At 39.4% G+C, this 16,130-nt stretch carries 14 protein-coding genes; 4 read left to right on the top strand and 10 right to left on the bottom strand.

Going from position 1 to position 16,130, the window contains the following annotated elements; all coding sequences use genetic code 11:
* Positions 1 to 91: 91 nt before the first annotated feature.
* From PWP39_RS02520 to PWP39_RS02510, 3 genes are read left to right on the top strand one after another with little or no spacing between them, the layout of a single operon-like run.
* Positions 92 to 862, top strand: a complete 771-nt coding sequence (locus PWP39_RS02520; protein WP_011011523.1) for a DUF7982 domain-containing protein — start codon at positions 92 to 94, stop codon at positions 860 to 862.
* A 10-nt stretch (positions 863 to 872) separates the two neighbouring features.
* Positions 873 to 1,115, top strand: a complete 243-nt coding sequence (locus PWP39_RS02515) for a DUF8044 family membrane protein (protein WP_014835138.1) — start codon at positions 873 to 875, stop codon at positions 1,113 to 1,115.
* Positions 1,112 to 3,343, top strand: a complete 2,232-nt coding sequence (locus PWP39_RS02510) for an STT3 domain-containing protein (RefSeq protein ID WP_011011525.1) — start codon at positions 1,112 to 1,114, stop codon at positions 3,341 to 3,343. Before PWP39_RS02515 ends, PWP39_RS02510 begins: the two co-directional genes overlap by 4 nt.
* Here the strand turns inward: PWP39_RS02510 and PWP39_RS02505 are convergent.
* Positions 3,340 to 4,344 carry a mechanosensitive ion channel family protein gene (locus tag PWP39_RS02505; RefSeq protein WP_011011526.1) on the bottom strand — a complete coding sequence of 335 codons (1,005 nt, stop codon included), beginning with the start codon at positions 4,342 to 4,344 and terminating at the stop codon, positions 3,340 to 3,342. The genes PWP39_RS02510 and PWP39_RS02505 overlap by 4 nt on opposite strands.
* Positions 4,345 to 4,347: 3 nt before the next feature.
* A complete protein-coding gene (locus tag PWP39_RS02500) occupies positions 4,348 to 4,971 on the bottom strand; it encodes a DUF432 domain-containing protein (RefSeq protein ID WP_014835139.1) in 624 nt (207 codons plus the stop codon).
* 53 nt (positions 4,972 to 5,024) lie between these two features.
* On the opposite strand from PWP39_RS02500, the gene PWP39_RS02495 reads away from it, so the two are divergent.
* Complete coding sequence (locus tag PWP39_RS02495; RefSeq protein WP_011011528.1) at positions 5,025 to 5,510, top strand: hypothetical protein; 486 nt, start codon at positions 5,025 to 5,027, stop codon at positions 5,508 to 5,510.
* Here PWP39_RS02495 and PWP39_RS02490 read toward each other — a convergent pair.
* From PWP39_RS02490 to purD, 8 genes are read right to left on the bottom strand one after another with little or no spacing between them, the layout of a single operon-like run.
* A complete protein-coding gene (locus PWP39_RS02490; protein ID WP_011011529.1) occupies positions 5,469 to 6,656 on the bottom strand; it encodes an outer membrane protein assembly factor BamB family protein in 1,188 nt (395 codons plus the stop codon). The genes PWP39_RS02495 and PWP39_RS02490 overlap by 42 nt on opposite strands.
* A gap of 2 nt (positions 6,657 to 6,658) precedes the next feature.
* Positions 6,659 to 7,471, bottom strand: coding sequence for a hypothetical protein (locus PWP39_RS02485; protein ID WP_237718481.1), 813 nt, complete (start codon positions 7,469 to 7,471; stop codon positions 6,659 to 6,661).
* Positions 7,471 to 8,670: a DUF58 domain-containing protein gene (locus PWP39_RS02480; RefSeq protein ID WP_011011531.1), complete on the bottom strand. Its 1,200-nt coding sequence runs from the start codon at positions 8,668 to 8,670 to the stop codon at positions 7,471 to 7,473. Before PWP39_RS02480 ends, PWP39_RS02485 begins: the two co-directional genes overlap by 1 nt.
* A gap of 9 nt (positions 8,671 to 8,679) precedes the next feature.
* A complete protein-coding gene (locus tag PWP39_RS02475; protein WP_011011532.1) occupies positions 8,680 to 9,633 on the bottom strand; it encodes an AAA family ATPase in 954 nt (317 codons plus the stop codon).
* Positions 9,623 to 10,612 carry a hypothetical protein gene (locus PWP39_RS02470; protein WP_288072373.1) on the bottom strand — a complete coding sequence of 330 codons (990 nt, stop codon included), beginning with the start codon at positions 10,610 to 10,612 and terminating at the stop codon, positions 9,623 to 9,625. The genes PWP39_RS02475 and PWP39_RS02470 overlap by 11 nt, the downstream gene beginning before the upstream one ends.
* Positions 10,594 to 13,452 carry a transglutaminase domain-containing protein gene (locus PWP39_RS02465; protein WP_288072370.1) on the bottom strand — a complete coding sequence of 953 codons (2,859 nt, stop codon included), beginning with the start codon at positions 13,450 to 13,452 and terminating at the stop codon, positions 10,594 to 10,596. Before PWP39_RS02465 ends, PWP39_RS02470 begins: the two co-directional genes overlap by 19 nt.
* A 55-nt stretch (positions 13,453 to 13,507) precedes the next feature.
* Positions 13,508 to 14,650 carry a formate--phosphoribosylaminoimidazolecarboxamide ligase family protein gene (locus PWP39_RS02460; protein WP_011011535.1) on the bottom strand — a complete coding sequence of 381 codons (1,143 nt, stop codon included), beginning with the start codon at positions 14,648 to 14,650 and terminating at the stop codon, positions 13,508 to 13,510.
* 11 nt (positions 14,651 to 14,661) lie between these two features.
* On the bottom strand, positions 14,662 to 15,978 hold the full coding sequence (gene purD / locus PWP39_RS02455) for a phosphoribosylamine--glycine ligase (protein ID WP_014835140.1): 1,317 nt from the start codon (positions 15,976 to 15,978) through the stop codon (positions 14,662 to 14,664).
* Positions 15,979 to 16,130 lie beyond the last annotated feature (152 nt).

The following is a 16,130-nucleotide window of genomic DNA, read 5'->3' as shown; positions in this document are numbered from 1 at the left end:
AAACTACCAAGATTACTAAAGCTTTTTTCATATTCACCGTATCAAAAGCAATAAGAAAGATTTATTAAAGTTAACGGTTCGCTATTTTCCGATGAATCTACTAAAGCCACAAATAGCAGGTGGAATAGTTGCCATAACAACTGGAATTCTTACATCTCTAGCTGGAGTATTTGCGGGAAATGTCCAGATTATAAATATTGGATTAGCTGGAATATTAATCGGAAGCACAATTTTGGCTCTAAAGTCTAGTGACTACATTAAAAAAGATACCTTAGACACGGTTCTTTCCTCTTATCACTTAATCCTTAGGGAAATTGTTAGGGATTTAGGGCTTGAAGGAAATGCCCTCTATATTCCTCCTTATATAAATATGCCAAGGGGTGGAATTTTTATACCTTTGAGAGAGGATTTTGACTTAGATTTGGGAAGATTACATGAAGATGAAGTGTTCCTAACATCAACAGCTAACGAAAGACAGATGGGATTAGTAATCAGACCGCCTGGATACTATCTCATTAGAAAATTTGAAGAGCACTTGGAAGGGGAATTAAGTGGTATTGGAGTGGCTGGAGTCGAAAGTGTGGCATCTTCAGTTCTTAAATCTCTAGGGTTAGCAGATAGAGTTTATATTGAGGAAGAAGGAGAGAAAATTACTGTACATGTCTCCCCAACAAATATTTCATTCTGCAAGAGAAACATTGAAGACTGCCCCAAAGTTGCATGTCCAGTGTGCTCGTCCATATTGCTAGGACTCGCTAAGGCCACAGGAGAAGTTATATATGTGGAGGAGGTCTCAATTCATAAAAATAAGGACATCAAAATTACCGCTAAGAGGTTAGGAAAGGTGAAAGGTGCTTTGTAGGGTGTTAAAAATGGATGTTGAGGACATTATATTGCTTTTTTCTTCCTCATGGATAGTACTTTCGGCAGTAATGAGTAAAAGCATCGATGTATTCTTAACTCTCTCACTAATCGGTCTTCTCATTGCCTTAGAAATTGGTTCTCTTTTTCTATCCAAAGAGCAAAAAGAAAATATGAAGCCTCTAATTGAGATTCTTCTGGTGGCCTTTGTCATAATTGTTCTAAAAAAGGTCTATGAGGTGTTGAGTGGATGAAGATTGATAAAAGGTTGATGGTTATTGTTGCAATTGCCACCCTTTTTAGGATGATACCTTTTAGGCTTAAATATCTAGTCGGTTCTGATCCTTACTTTCATCTGGCTTACATTGAAGAGGCTCTCAAGGCTGGAGAATGGTTCAACTTCTTTACCTATGCTGGAGGTCCCTGGGGATTACAAGTTAGGCTGTTTCACCCCTTAGGATTGTGGGCGACTCCTGCCTACATTTACAAACTCTTCAGCTTCCTGGGAATTTCGCTTTATACGGCTTTTAGGGTAACTCCAGTCATATTTGGAGTTCTAACTGTTGTGTTCTTCTATTTAAGCCTTAAAAAACTCTACAACAGAGACGTGGCCTTTATAGTTGGTCTATTTCTTGGTGTGAACTATGGGCATATTTTCAGATCGATGGCGAACTATTATAGGGGAGATAATTACATGCTTTTCTGGTATTCAGTGGCTTTATTGGGGATTGCCCTGGGATTAAAAACAAGAAGTAAGTATAGATACTTATTTTACTTGCTCCCTGGGATAGCAACAGGGTTTGCTTCAGCATTCTGGCAGGCTTATTATCCAATTTTTGTTTTCGTACTTGCAGGTGGCCTGCTCCTTGGAGTTTATGCATACCTTAAAAGTCCAAAGCTATTCCTTGATTCAATTTTAATAGTTCTATCTACCGGTCTTGGGGTCCTAATAGCTAACATCTTGGGGGATAAAGTTGGATACGGGATGTTAGGATATACGGATTGGATGGGAAAGAAGGTTGCCGAGACCTTTGGTTTGGAGTTTGGCTTCATAAAAGATGCATATTTGTTAATTCACGTAAAGTATCTCCTCCCTCTCTCTTTAGTCTTTCTGGGATTTTTGATCATTACAAAGAAATTAAATCCAAAAATTAAGGTGGGGGTATTGGTTGGAGGATCAATTTTGGCGTTTATAGTTATGCTAGTCAAGTTTCCAGCATTAAAGGACTTATCAACAGGCTTTGGCACATTTAGGGAAGTTCCAATTTCTGAAACGCTCCCTCCCACTTTGGATGATCTATGGAGAGCATACAATATTGCAATTTTTCTTGCTGCTCTTTACATTTTGAGACTAAGAAAAATTAGGAGTGGAGATGCAATTTTATTAGGGTACGTTATTACTTCGCTTTGGATGCTAAGGTACTGGACAAGGTTCCTCTTCACTGCAGCACCAGCAGTTGCGTTCCTTTCTGGGATTGGAGTTTACGAGCTAACAAGGCGTATAAAGGAGAACAAAATTAGAATAACCTCTTTGGGAGTTGTAATTTTGCTATCTTCGGCATTTTCTCTTGGAGAAGTCTACAGCGTAAAACCGTTTATGAATGAAAACTGGGAGAAAGCTTTGATATTCATAAGGGAAAATTCAAATGAAAACGATATCGTGTTGACTTGGTGGGATTGGGGACACTTCGTGACTTATTATGCAAGAAGAAGTCCTGTAGCCCAGGGAAGTCCAAATTCTGGGGTTGCTGGATACTATCTTGGATTAGTTGATAATGGGTGGGCGCAGAGTTTGGGAGTGGATTATGTGATAGTGTCCCTCTATGATATCCTAAAGTTTGAGGCGATAGTCGATACGGCAAAGCTCTCCCGAAAATGGGAGAATATTAGCAGGGCCGACTATGGAGTTGATTTCTTAAAGTTAACGGAAAGCACAGGGAGCATTTTAAGATTTGATTCTCAATATTCTACCCTAATTGTGAAAGAGGGAAATATTAGGGTCATTTTAAGTGGAAAGGTTGTGTATCCGAGGGAGGCTATAATTGAAAGTAATGGAAGAATAAAAAATCTGAAATATCCTGCCAGGAGTGGGGTATATGTATATGTAAATCTTGATTATGGCTACGCTATCCTTGCGAATGAAAAAGCTTGGGAGACTAATTTGCTCAGACTGTTCACCCAGAGGACAGGAGAAAATTACGAGCTTGTTTATTCTGATGGTGGATTTGTAAAAGTATTTAGGTTTGTTCATCCAAACGTGGTTTTTAGGGGAAATAAGTTTATCTTAACTGGGAACGGGACAGGATTGGGGTTATATGGGTATTTAGACAATGGAACTTTAGTCTTCAAGAAATGGTATTCAGTAAAGAACATGCAAGAGTTTGAGCTTCCAAATAATTTAAATGGAAGTGTCGTTGTGAGATACGTTTATACTCAGGGAAAAATTGTATTGGATAGAGGAATTGTGAGGGTAAAGAATTAATCTTTTTCAAGCTTCACTCTAAGTTCTTCGGCGAACCAATTTACCCTCTGTGGGAACGGGATTTCGATTCCTTCTCTGTCCAGGGCTTCTTTTATTTTCTGTACTATCTGAGTTCTAACGTCAAACCATTTTTGAGTCGGTGCCCAAGCTCTGACAGCTATGTTAACGCTGCTATCCCCCAGATTGTCAACAAAAACCATAGGCTCTGGTTCAGCTAACACGTAAGGCATTTCATCTAAGACTCTTTTAATGACTTCTATGGCTTTTTGAGCATCTTCTTTGTAAGCTATTCCAACAACTATATCAACTCTTCTAGCTGGATATTTCATCAAATTCTTAATATCACTGTTAAACAGCTTTTCGTTTGGTATTCTAACAAGTAATCCATCCCAGGTTCTAATTCTAGTGGAGAAAATTCTTATGTCATGGACGATTCCAGAATATCCAGCAACTTCAACGGGATCCCCTATCTTTAGAGGTTTGTCGAAGTACATGAATATTCCCGAGATGAAGTTTGAAACAACAGTTTGGGATGCGAAACCGAGGACTATACCCGTTATTCCCGCAGCTGCAATTATTGTGGATAATCTACCCGTCAATCCCATGATGTTTAAGGCCAAGAAGAATGCCAAAGTAACTAGGACATAGAAAAATATCTTTGCCTTTATTTGAGCATCTGGTCCTCCTTTTATTGCTAAGTATTTTTGTGCTCTCTTTCCTATTTGATAAGCTACATAGAACAAGAGTAGCCCAGTTATGAGGGAACTGAGTTTGCTTCCAAATACTTCAATATCCAATATCCCAAGGGCATCAAGTGCATACAGTACAGAACCTATTATTATGAAATTTCTCACGAGCTTTGCAGTTTCTTCATTGAATATCCATATGTACTTGGTGCTCTTTGATAGGGATAAAATCCACTTGTATATTAGCCCACTTATTATAACCCCCACGGCTACTGCAACCAATGCATTAATTATTCCTTCCCAGGGGATGTTCATAGCCTACCACCTCATCCTAAAGCTTATACTTCTCTCACTTCCTACGACATTCAGTCCTTCCATTGGGGGTTTTCCTGTATTAATGACTTCTAAATCCTTCTCAATGATCACGTTAATTAAGGGATAGAACGCCTTATCCTCTGAGTAATACATAGTGTCGAAAAGAGGAAACACGATTTTCTCAACAAATCCCCATTCCTCAGTTCTGTTTTCAATTATTACCTTTATATTTCCAATTCCCACTGGTTTCTTGTTTATCATTGACTTTGCATACCTGGCAATAACTCCACTTTCTAAACTGCCATAGAGTGCATATTTTTCTCTTCCAACGTTAAACCTATCGATCTCAACTTTACCAGTTTTTACAGAAACTTCAATTGGAACACTTAGAAAGCCTTCAATCTTTTCATGAGGGGCAATGGATAGTGGAGTTTCGAGCCTTACCATCATTAGCTTAACTCCATATCCAACTGCAGGGGCTGGAAGGAATGAAATCTTATCCCCAACTATTATTACCTTCTTACCTTCCCTAGTGTAGACAAAGTACTCGTTGTCTTTTTTAATTTCCACACTGACTTCTCCAAAGTTGAATTTTGTGTTATCTCTTAATGATATTTCCCCAAACATCATTTCTTAATGTATGAGACAACTTTATTAGTGTTGCTAAAGAAAATATTTTTGTGTGGGTCGAAGTCTTATCTTATCATAAATACAACCCTCCACCAAGGCCCCTTTTCAGAAAGGGAAGCTTTGAAGTTGTTGGAAAAAGGCTAGTTTTCAAACTAAAACCTCTTGGAGAGATTATGCTTAACTTAGAATTCCTCACAAAGACTGAGGGGGTTTTGCTGACATTTTACAATCCACCAAGGAGAGGAATAAGGTTTGTTTTTCCGAAGAACTTTGAAGTTCTAGTAACGGTTGGTAGAAATCCCCTTGTTTATAGTATTGAAAACTTAATAAAACTCGCTGTTTCTGTTTATTCCTCCTTACTTGATAGTGTTCCTCTTGAAAGAGGAATTTTGAGGATAGTGGGGGATAACGTGGCTATAGTCACTGATCGTGGAATTTCCCAGGTAAGAGTGGAAGATCTAGAGGGAGAAATAAGAAGAAGAGTAGAAGAATTCCTAGGTGTTATAGAATTTCTTAAGTCCAACAATACTCAGTAGTGAAGCCACTAAGAAAAATCCTACCCCACATATACTTGGCAAAACTTCATCTTTGTGAAGGACTATAAATGTATTACTTCCAGTCCCGATTGCAATGTAATCTTGGGAAATTCCCATACTCCTAACATATCCAACTGGCATTTCTCCTTTTATTTTTCCATTTTCAATAACATACAGGCTACCCACACTGTATATGGTTCCATTTTTCTCTTTAAATTCGCCTGCACCTACGAGGAGTCTTCCATCCATAAGTCCGAGTACTTTTCCTCTGTATGGTATTTGAACCTTCCATAAGATTTCTTTTTTATCAAGGTCTATTGTTACCACATTCCTATTCCCTGCGACATAAGCCACGTTGCCAGAAACTAAAATATCTTCAACAAAAAATAGCGTCAAGTTTCCAACTACTCTCCCTTGGGAATCAATTATGTAGACATGTCCACTCTCTCCGTATCCCGTTCCCACCACTGCTTTTCCATTCCATACTTCGATATCTCTCACCCATTCTCCAAGAGATACGTTCCACAATAGCTTACCATCTTTGGAAATACCATAGACACTGCCGAATTTCTCTTTACCAACAAAACCCGAGGGATACCCTGTTCCTACGTAGATAACTTCTCCAACCCTAACTCTGCTTGCCATTTCTGTCAGATTCACCCTCCATACTTCTTCCATTGTTGAAAGGTTTACCTTATACACTATTCCCTTACTTTCTCCTGAGAAGACGTCACCCGTAGCTAGATAAGCATAATCTCCGTCCAATGTAAAGTCATAGAGCTTATATTTTGTGAGGAATCTTCCTGTATAATTTCCCGAAGAGTTTAGCTTTAAGAGCCCTCCCATACTGCCCACTAGTATTTCTTCCTTCCAAGGAACGAGTTTCGTTACAAATCCAGAATCTATCTCCCAGAGTTTTGTTCCATCTAGCTTATATGCTCCAATAGTTCCCAGGTAGTATATTCCTATTAGACCTGAGCTATTAGCCACCATCCTATAAGAGCAAGCAGCATAAACTGTAGAATTCTGAATTGTAATTGCTTCGATGCTCTTTTGATACTCTATATTTTCACATATTTTTCCTTCCCAGGCCTGTACAAAGGGGAGCAGAAGAAATAATACAATGAGGGAAATGAATTTTTTCATTTTTACACCTCCTGAACTTTTTCATTTGAATATACAATTATTCTCGTTCCATTGTTTTGACTCTCAAGGATTTTTTTGAGGGGGAAGTTGTTTAGATATACTTTGTATTCTCCTTGGAACTCCTTAATTTTAATTTCTTCTGGTCCAGATATGGGTATAATCCTTATTTTGTTTCCCTCAACTCTGAACTCAGTTTTTAAAGGAACCTTCACTCTAACTACTGTAATAACGTTGTTTGTTTTTTCTTGGGAAAGTATGTAGAAGGATAATGAGAGAGTTATCAACAAAAGAGCAATTGGAATGTTTATTTCAAAGTTTAGTGCCATATCCTTGAGAAAGTAGAATAGTAAACCACTAGCTCCCACTACAACTAGAGAATACCCGAATCCCAATGTGAAATCTTTCCAGTTTAGGTTAATTCTTTCATATTTTCCCCAGGTATCTGAAATAAAGGCGAGAGAGAGCAAAACAACTGTGATGAATTCATCTTCAGATGTATAATGAAGTGGGATCATTCCCAATATGATGCCCGAAAATTTTGGGAAAAGCTCTTTCATTACTGGGCTGTTTAGAAGCCATATGAAAGTTGTCATGAAAAAGTATGTTAATGATAAAGATTGGAGAGAGTAATCTGAGAATATAAATGCAATTGTCATTAGCCCGAAAATTATAAGGAAGAACGTTTCTGGAGCTAAGGGTATTTGCAAGTATTCTAATCCTAAACTAATTAATTCCTTGAGTACACTAACGTTTTCGACAGCCTCCATTATTTTGTAAAATATTATCAACGTCAAAATAACTCGGACGATTTTCATCATGCGGTCATCACCACCTTAAGGAATGCCTGTCTAATGTCGTGCTTTGATACATCCCACAATATTGCTGGAAACTTTAACTCACTATGCAAGGATTTCTTCTTTAAATTTACTAGGATTCCCTCATTGGGCATTATCTTCTTGTAGAGTGAAATGTCAACTAAAACTACATTTCCCTTTATTTTCTTTAGCTCTTCTATGATTTCCTCTGTAACGTTTGTTATCAAGATTATTGTGGGAGCATACCTCATAAGAACTTGGGAAGCCTTTGAAAATGCTTCATTTATTGTTTCTTCAACTTTGTACTCCGCTCCTAATAAAGCCTTAAGTATCGTCTCTCTATGAGCTGATGAAGAGGAGGGAGTTACTAGCTTTTCCTGACCTATTACGTATAGTCCCACATTATTCCCTTTAGATAGATAAAAGGTTGCAAGAGCATACGCTAAATCAACTGCGTACTCAAGGGGATTATCTACGTGAGAACCGAGGTTTTCCATTCTTGAATCTAGGAATATCATTATGCTTCTCTTTCCTTCCCTCTCAAATTCATTAACCAACAATTTTCCAGTTCTTGCAGTTGCCTTCCAGTTAATAAACTTAAACGCATCTCCATAGACATATTCTCTTATCTCTTTAAAGTCAGTTGTTAAAGCTCCTGTTAAGGAGTATAGCATCACTGGGGATTTTTTAGTTAGGACTTTCTTTGCCCTTACGACTCTCCCAATCCCTGGGGAAGGAACAACAGCTATTTTTATTGGCTCTCCGGTAAGGAAATAGCTCATTGGATAAAACTTAAGGAAATGAATGCAAAACACTTCTACTTTAGGAAGCTCAAATTCTCCTCTTTTTAGTGGGACTAAGGTGTAGGAAATTTCAAATTTCCTCTTGAATGGGTGAACAAAAGTTGTTGTCGATGTCTTCCCTTCTACTTTAAAGGAGGCTGGGGGGTTATCTCTCACAAGGACGATTCCAATCCCCTTTCTAACCTTAACCTTAAGTGTTACATTTATTCTCTCTCCGACTCTAGTCCTCGTTTTCTCTATCTCTCTCTCAACAGTGACATCTTTTGGAGGTTCAAGAATTAAGCCCAGCATAAGCACTACTAACGGAAAGAAGGCTAAGTTAGGAGACGTTCCAAATAACAGAGAGAGTAAAATAAACACCACGAAGAGCGAACCGAAAAAGTTTGTCCCCCTCATGGCCCTTCCTCAGTACTTTAAATCTTTTGGAACGGGGACACTCTCAAGAGCTTCTCTCACAATCTCAATTTCTATCCCCTTTTCTAGCGAGTATTCTGGTTTTAGGAAGATTCTGTGAGCTAGTGCTTCAATTGCGAACTCTTTTACGTCATCAGGAATTACATAGTCTCTTCCTTCCACGTAGGCATTTGCTTTTGCGAGCTTCATTAAGGCCAATCCACCTCTCGGGCTTGGGCCTGCCTCAACCCTCTCATCTTCTCTTATTGTCCTCACGATTCTAACTATGTACTTAAGTATGTCCTCGTGAATCTTGACGTTTCTCTCAACGTCTTCCTGCATTTTTAGAAATTCACTCTTTGTAATTGCAGGCTTTAGGTCAGTTGTGGGGTCATCTTTTCCCCATCTTAGTCTTGCCTTTAGGATTTCCACTTCTTCACTTTCATTCTTTGGGTAGCCAATGCTCATTCTAACCAGAAATCTGTCTAACTGGGCCTCTGGAAGGGGATAAGTCCCCTCGAACTCAAGAGGGTTTTGAGTTGCTATTACAAAGAATGGCCTTTCTAAGACGAATGTTTCTCCTTCTATTGTCACCTGTCTTTCTTCCATTGCTTCTAGAAGCGCTGACTGGGTTTTTGGTGGGGCCCTATTTATTTCATCAGCAAGCAACACATTTGTAAATATTGGCCCTTTGACTATTTCGAATGTTCCCTTCTCTGGTCTCCAAACTTTTGTACCCAAGATATCCGAAGGTAGTAGGTCTGGTGTGAACTGAACTCTCCTATACTCCAATCCCAAGACTTTGGCGAATGCCTTTGCTAAGAGTGTTTTTCCTAGCCCTGGGTTATCTTCAAAGAGTACGTTTCCGTTAGCGAGTGCAGCACTTAAAACTTTTCTAACGACATCTTCATGACCTACAAAGGCAACGCTAATTTCCTCTACTATTCTCTCCAGTTTAGCTGACATTCTTATCAATCCTCCTCAAAATTTCTTCTATAATCTTTTTTCTTCTTTCAATTTCTCTCTTTTCCATTTTCCTAATCCACCATCTTGGAGCAAGTGCTGAATATCTTCTTCTTTCGTATTCAACTATAGGCCTTAGAATCTCCTTAAGGGTATCCTCTTTAATTCCCGCCTTTGCCGCATTTAGGGCTATATAGGCTAGTATTCCAAGTTTGTCCTCCCTAAAAACGAACTCCTTTACCAGTTCTTCGGCTTTTTGAAGCAGCTCGTCTCCAGAGGTTAGAATCTCAACCTCGTGCTCGAGCTCTCCAAAAATAACCTCTTCTTTCGATTTCTTTGAGGGGAGGGAAAGAGCAATATAAGCGGAAATTGCAAGGGCTAGAAAGAGTGATGAGAGCTTAATTATGAAGGAGATGAACTCTGTAACTCCAGGGATCTCAATGTAATAAATTCCCAGGAGGAGGCCGACAAGAATGAAGCCTAAAATGTTTCTCCTGAAGAAATCTCCGCCAAGAATTTTGAGCTCTTCTAGGCTTGCAAGGATATAGGCAGGTATTGCGAAGAGTAATGCAATCTTGAATGCCTCTGAAAGGGGAGGCAAAAGCTCCATAAGTGAGTAAAACACTATTGCTATGCCTGCTCCTCTAACTGGAAAGCTCAAAAAATCAGGTAGTTTGGGAGCAATTAAGGCAAGTCCAACTCCAAGGGAAAGAAGTGAAAGCTCAAACTTTGGAAATAACGTGATAGGGAGGTAATACACGAAAAATTGTATCCCAAATACAAGTGCAAGATACTTTGCATACCTTTTTCCTGAGATTATTTGGGCTACCTCTCCTAGTATTGCAAAGACTATTAGGGCACTAATGCTGATAGTAAAATCTTTTAGTATCTCTATTCTAGGGATTATGTAGTACGCTAAGCCACCTAGGACTATGTAAAACGCAAGTGTGGGGATGCTTTCCTTTACTCTCTCCTTGAGCACTTTCCACCAACCTCCTTAATGAAGGTGTAAAATTCTCCCTCAGAGATTTTTTTAAGGCCATATCTAATCTTTTCGAAGATCTCTACAAGTTTGTTCACTCCAAAGAGCTCTCTTGGTGTTTTAGTTTCTTTTCCATTTAAGCATTTCACGAAGAGTTTTATGGCTACTTCTTCTCTGCTTTTTAGTATCTTGATGGTTTCTGTTGTTGAGAATATTTTTCCTGCCTTTATAGAGTATTCCCCTGGGGATAGTTTAAGTTTAAACTCTTTTCCTATGCCTACAAGCTTTCCGTTAATGAAAACTTTTGTCCGTCTGCTGATTTTAATTTTCATCTCCTCTTCCTGGGAATATATAGGGGGGTATCTATCAAACTCAATTATTGGTCGGAGGAAGTGAGAGGCCATAGAATATAACAAGAACCCAAAAATAATAAGGGATGCACCTAAAGCGAAATAAATGTATAGGGGATAGCGGTAGACCTTCACCTCGAATGTTTCCATCTCAAATCCATTTCTACTGGGAAAGACTACGTACCCTGAGAACTTTCCTGTGGATATGGGAACTATAGTGAAGTAGGCAGTTCCTTGTTTGTTCGTCCTGTTTGTAAGTGTTTTGTTGAATAGTGTTACGGTAACGGGAACGTCTGCGAGAGGAGTCCCATTCACATAGGCAAGAGATATTATGAGAACGTTACTTCTGTTAACTACCATACTCGTCCCGCTGATTTTTGCAACTACCCGCTGGAGAACTACTACTCTCCCCCTTCCAATTTTAAAACCCTCATATAATAGTTCAAAGGAATAAACGCCGTTCATGTCCTCATCGGCTTGGAGAGATAAGGAAAAATTCCCAGGTTTAATTGTGTGGTAACCAAAATCTCCTTTTACCTCTATTATTCCTTCTTTTATCCCTTCGACTGTCCCATTAACTTTAAACTTCTCCCCTGCATACACCTGAGGGGGATAATAGAGGGTAACCTTGACCACCGTTAAATTCCAAGAGATATTATCTCCTTTAACAAATTCGTTACCCTCGTATACTAAAGAAATTTCATGGGTTCCTGGGTCTAAAGTGGGTAGCCATACTGAGAATTCCCCTTTTTCTCCAGTTTTCACGCTGGCATAGAAGTTCCCGTCAATGTATGTCTTTATCTCCTCGCCCTTTAAAATTGCTCCTCCTACAGTTCCCAAGAAACCCTCAACTTTAACTGGGCGAGCTAAAGTAATTGAGGTTTTATTTACGTAAATCTTTGCCTTATCTATTATCCTTATTTTTGGATCGCTTGTTGAGTTTCCATAAAGCTCCGTTCCAAGGTAAACAGCTACCAGGTTGTATTCTCCTATTTCTGGAGGGGCTTTACATTCCGCTTTAAACCTTCCATTTTCTACCTCCCCACCGCCAATTTCGACCCCTGGGGAGTTCTTGTTCTTTCTTATTTCCATTCTAACTTTTCCTTCTGGGACTGGAAATCCCGAAAGTGTTTTTACAGTTCCTTCCACTGTAAAGTTCTCCCCAGGAGTTACAGAAGAGGGCCATTTAGTAATCTTAGTTTCCGTTTTATACGCAACAATGACTGGAATCTTAAACTCCTTTTTTACTTTTCCACATTCAAGCTTTGCCTGAATTGTATATTTCCCAGGTTTGTCCCCATAAACAATAATCTTGTCTTTTGAAATTTCGGTTCTTAAATTGGGAGATATCAAAGTAATTGTGGGAACATTTTCTGCGATGATTTTAATTTCTCCAACCTCTCCCTCTAAAATTCTTAAGGTCAGTGGATATAGAGAGCATTTTTCGGGTGTAGGGGTTGGTGTAGTTGTATTTGATTGGGTTTCTTGAGTGGGAGTTTCTTCTAGTGACATTGGAGGTGTAGCATCGAATATTACCCATCCAATATCCTTAAAATAAACTTCGGCCCAGGCATGAGCTTGTATTATTCTTACTTCTTGTTTTCCTGGCTTAGGTTCAATATGATAGCCAACTACAAGCCTTGCTGGTATTCCATTAAGTCTTGCGAGGATGACGAATGCTGTATTAAAGTCAAGACAAACGCCTCTTTTAGAATAAAAGAGAAACCATTCAACTGGATCTATCCCAGGAGGAGCCTCTGGGGCATCTAAATCGTATTTATAATTTTCCATTAGAAACCTTTCTATGGCCTTTGCTTTCTCATATGGGGACTCTATTCCTCTAGTTATGTTAAGGGCCAGCTCCTTGACCCTTTCCTCTAGAATTGGCACTTGAAGGTACTTTTCAATCCTCTCAACCTGGGCATTTTTAAGAACCTCCTCATCTATATCATACTTGATAACAGTGAAGGAGTAGCTGGTGACTGGATACGACTTCGGCCTAAAGAGATTGTATTCCTGATTGTATAGAGAAGGAATTGAAACTTTTGTTGTGTATAGGGCGGTGAATAAATTCCCACTCAAAATTGGGGATTTCAAAACAACGTTTACATTGTCGTAATATACCTTATAGGGAACTTTTGGAGATTGAATCACAACCGCTCCAGAGACTTCCGTAAACTCTCTCCCTTCACTCTTCCATGAACCTTCCTCATATACTGTGTAAACGTTTTGCCTTAGATATTCAACAACTCCCACATCCTGTTCTACTTCCATTACAATGGGATTCTCTTCTCGGAGTACTCTTTCAAAATTCTCTCTCAGAGAGTTTTCTCTTAAATCCAGCTTGTTTAGTGTTATTTGACCAGGTAACTTGCTAATTCCAATCTGAGGAGAAGATGGTGTCTCTATACTAATCAGTATAGGTTTTGCAGAGGAGATCAAAAGAGATCCTATAAGGCCTAGCAGGATTACTGCAATGAACCTTCTCATGCAAAACTCTACGAGAAATTGGTTTATATAGTATATGGTAAAAAGGAGAAAAAGATCAAGTGACTACCTTCTCCAATTCGTCGAGCTCAATTGCCCTCTTTATCTCCAATGCTATTCTTCTTCCAGTGCTCATTGGTTTTCTCCAAAGGGAGTTGCCATAGGGATGGCCCATGGCCATGTGTATGTTCGTTCCACCACCTGTTCTTGGCGCTACGTCATAGATGTAGAAGTTCAGATCTTTATCAACTGCAGTCTGAAGGGTGAAGGGGCCTATTATCCCTGGAGGATAGTACTTCTTAGTAGCCTCTACATACTTCTCAGCCATGTCAAAGACCTTTTCAAGGAGACTCTCCCTTAATGTTGATGAAGCATGACCGCAAACCGTGTATTCTGGCTCAAATTGCCATTCTGGAAGAGTTAACTGCTGGGCTGCTGGAAGTCTCACGTGTCCATCCAAGCTTGTCTCAAAACGCCAATCAATTCCCAGAAGTTCTATTTCCTCATCGATTGGGGAATAGAAGAAGTCGAAGTTGAAGACTGGGCCAATTATGTACCTTTCTATTCTTGCTTTCTCTAGGTCTTCTCTTGTGATTACACCAAGCCTTATTAACTTTTCTGACTTTTCTTTGAACTCTTTATAGCTTGCTGCCGTGAAGAATCCTCTTTCAAGCCTTTTCTTTGCGTGAGGGAGCTTTACTATCACTAGACCAACCTCATCAATCTCCTCGGGCTTAACTTCTTCTGGATAAGGTAGTTTTGCTTTCTCTAGTAACCAATAGTAGCTCTTCTCCTCACTTCTCTCTTCCGTCCTTAGGAGTGACCTTGTTCCAAACATTGGCACCAGGAATTCGTTTTCGACTCTGTCTATTCCAGTATAAACAACGAAAGATCTATTGGGGATGAATATTACATTTCTCTTTCTGAGTTCTTCTTGAATGTCTATAATCTGTGAGAACTTCTCCAGAACTATGACTTCATCGATGAACCCCTTTACCAAGCCGTCTCTTGTTTTCCTCAGCTTAAAATACTTCTCATATGTCTTGTGCCTTCCCCTTTGGGCAACTACTAGGGTTGGAAAGCCTTCTTCCTTTGCCCCATCAGTTATGTCAAGGGCTGAATGACTTCCTATTACTCCTATGGTTATTTTTTCCTTGTCATATTTCTCTAAAACCTCCAGTATTTGCTCTCTTGATATCATCTTCCTCCACCTCAGCAAGAATTAACATCAAAATCTCCTCTGAGAGATTTCATAATTTTTATTCTCTTTTCTATGCTTTCTCTTGTTCCGACATCTTTTCTATAGAAGATTGGTCCTTTAACATGCCTTATGGCTGATTGAGCGATCTTTTCAGCTTCTTCAAGGTTTTCTGATACTCCAACTACAGCCAATGCTCTAGAGCCCAGGAGGGTGTAGTTCTCATCTATAGAAGCAAAAATTAGTCTTGCCCCTTCTTCCCTTATTTTATCTTCGTTTACTTCGATTCTAACTCCCTTAATTGGGTTTTCTGGATATCCCTGGGGGGCTATGTACTTCACAACGGTTGCCATATTTGAGAACTTAACATCTCTTAAATTGCCGTCAATGATTCTTTCCGATATTTCAACGAGATTATCCTCTAGAATTGACAAAACGTTTATTGCTTCGGGATCTCCAAACCTCGCATTGTACTCTATTATCACGGGCCCGTCCTTCGAGAGCATGAATTGACCGTAAAGTATGCCCTTATAGGGATATCCCTCTTTATACATAGCTTCTACAGTCTTTTGCAATGTTTCTAGGGCTTTTTCCCAGTCAGATTTAGTTATGAATGGGAGTAAGTGATTTGAGCAGGAGTAGCTTCCCATTCCACCTGTAATAGGCCCTACGTCCCCCTCGTAGGCGTGAGGATAGTCTTGAGCTAACGGCATTGGGACTACTTTTTTGCCATCGCTAAACACTTGAAATGTGAATTCGACACCATCAGTTCTCTCTTCAATAAGTACTTTTCCGTCCTTTCTAATTAGATATTCGGCATATTCCTTGGCTTCTTCATTGTCCTTGAGTTGGTAACCAACAACCTTGACTCCCTTTCCACCTGTAAGGCCGAGAGGTTTCACGACGACGGGCTTTCCAAACTCATCAATCCACTCTTTCATTTCCTTTGGATCGTCAAAGACTCTAAACAATTTTCTCCCTGGGATTTTGTTCCTCTCCATGAACTCTCTTGCCCAAGCCTTATTAGTCTCTAACCTTGCGGCCTCTTTAGTGGGCCCTACGGCGGGAATTCCTCTTTCTTCTAGGGCGTTAACTACTCCAGCTTCAAGTGGAGCTTCTGGCCCTATGAATGCGAAGTCAACTTTCCATTTCTCTGCAAATTCAACGACTTTTTCTACATCAGTTTCCCTTGCTAAACCATAGTCTTTGGCGATTCTAGCAAGTCCTGGGTTTTTATGTTTCGAAACTACATAGAGCTCTGCTCCTCCTTTTACAAGGGCTTCACCAATTGCGTGCTCTCTACCTCCCCCACCTACTAAAAGAACTTTCACCATGCTTTCACCATTTATATGTCAAAAAGCTTGCATATTAATGGTTTTCGTTTACATATTTAAGTCAATTAAAACAATGCACTAGAGTTGTTTATGGAATACTTTCAATAGACGTCACTTACCTACACAAATAACTATATATACTTGTTATG

Source organism: Pyrococcus sp. (assembly GCF_030153625.1).
GTDB lineage: Archaea > Methanobacteriota_B > Thermococci > Thermococcales > Thermococcaceae > Pyrococcus > Pyrococcus furiosus.
This window is presented reverse-complemented; position numbering and strand designations above follow the sequence as displayed.

Bases quoted from the DNA above. Each gene is read 5' to 3' on its own strand.
- PWP39_RS02520 (WP_011011523.1), top strand. From the start codon at position 92: ATGAATCTACTAAAGCCACAAATAGCAGGTGGAATAGTTGCCATAACA.
- PWP39_RS02515 (WP_014835138.1), top strand. From the start codon at position 873: ATGGATGTTGAGGACATTATATTGCTTTTTTCTTCCTCATGGATAGTA.
- PWP39_RS02510 (WP_011011525.1), top strand. From the start codon at position 1,112: ATGAAGATTGATAAAAGGTTGATGGTTATTGTTGCAATTGCCACCCTT.
- PWP39_RS02505 (WP_011011526.1), bottom strand. From the start codon at position 4,344: ATGAACATCCCCTGGGAAGGAATAATTAATGCATTGGTTGCAGTAGCC.
- PWP39_RS02500 (WP_014835139.1), bottom strand. From the start codon at position 4,971: ATGTTTGGGGAAATATCATTAAGAGATAACACAAAATTCAACTTTGGA.
- PWP39_RS02490 (WP_011011529.1), bottom strand. From the start codon at position 6,656: ATGAAAAAATTCATTTCCCTCATTGTATTATTTCTTCTGCTCCCCTTT.
- PWP39_RS02485 (WP_237718481.1), bottom strand. From the start codon at position 7,471: ATGAAAATCGTCCGAGTTATTTTGACGTTGATAATATTTTACAAAATA.
- PWP39_RS02480 (WP_011011531.1), bottom strand. From the start codon at position 8,670: ATGAGGGGGACAAACTTTTTCGGTTCGCTCTTCGTGGTGTTTATTTTA.
- PWP39_RS02475 (WP_011011532.1), bottom strand. From the start codon at position 9,633: ATGTCAGCTAAACTGGAGAGAATAGTAGAGGAAATTAGCGTTGCCTTT.
- PWP39_RS02465 (WP_288072370.1), bottom strand. From the start codon at position 13,452: ATGAGAAGGTTCATTGCAGTAATCCTGCTAGGCCTTATAGGATCTCTT.
- PWP39_RS02460 (WP_011011535.1), bottom strand. From the start codon at position 14,650: ATGATATCAAGAGAGCAAATACTGGAGGTTTTAGAGAAATATGACAAG.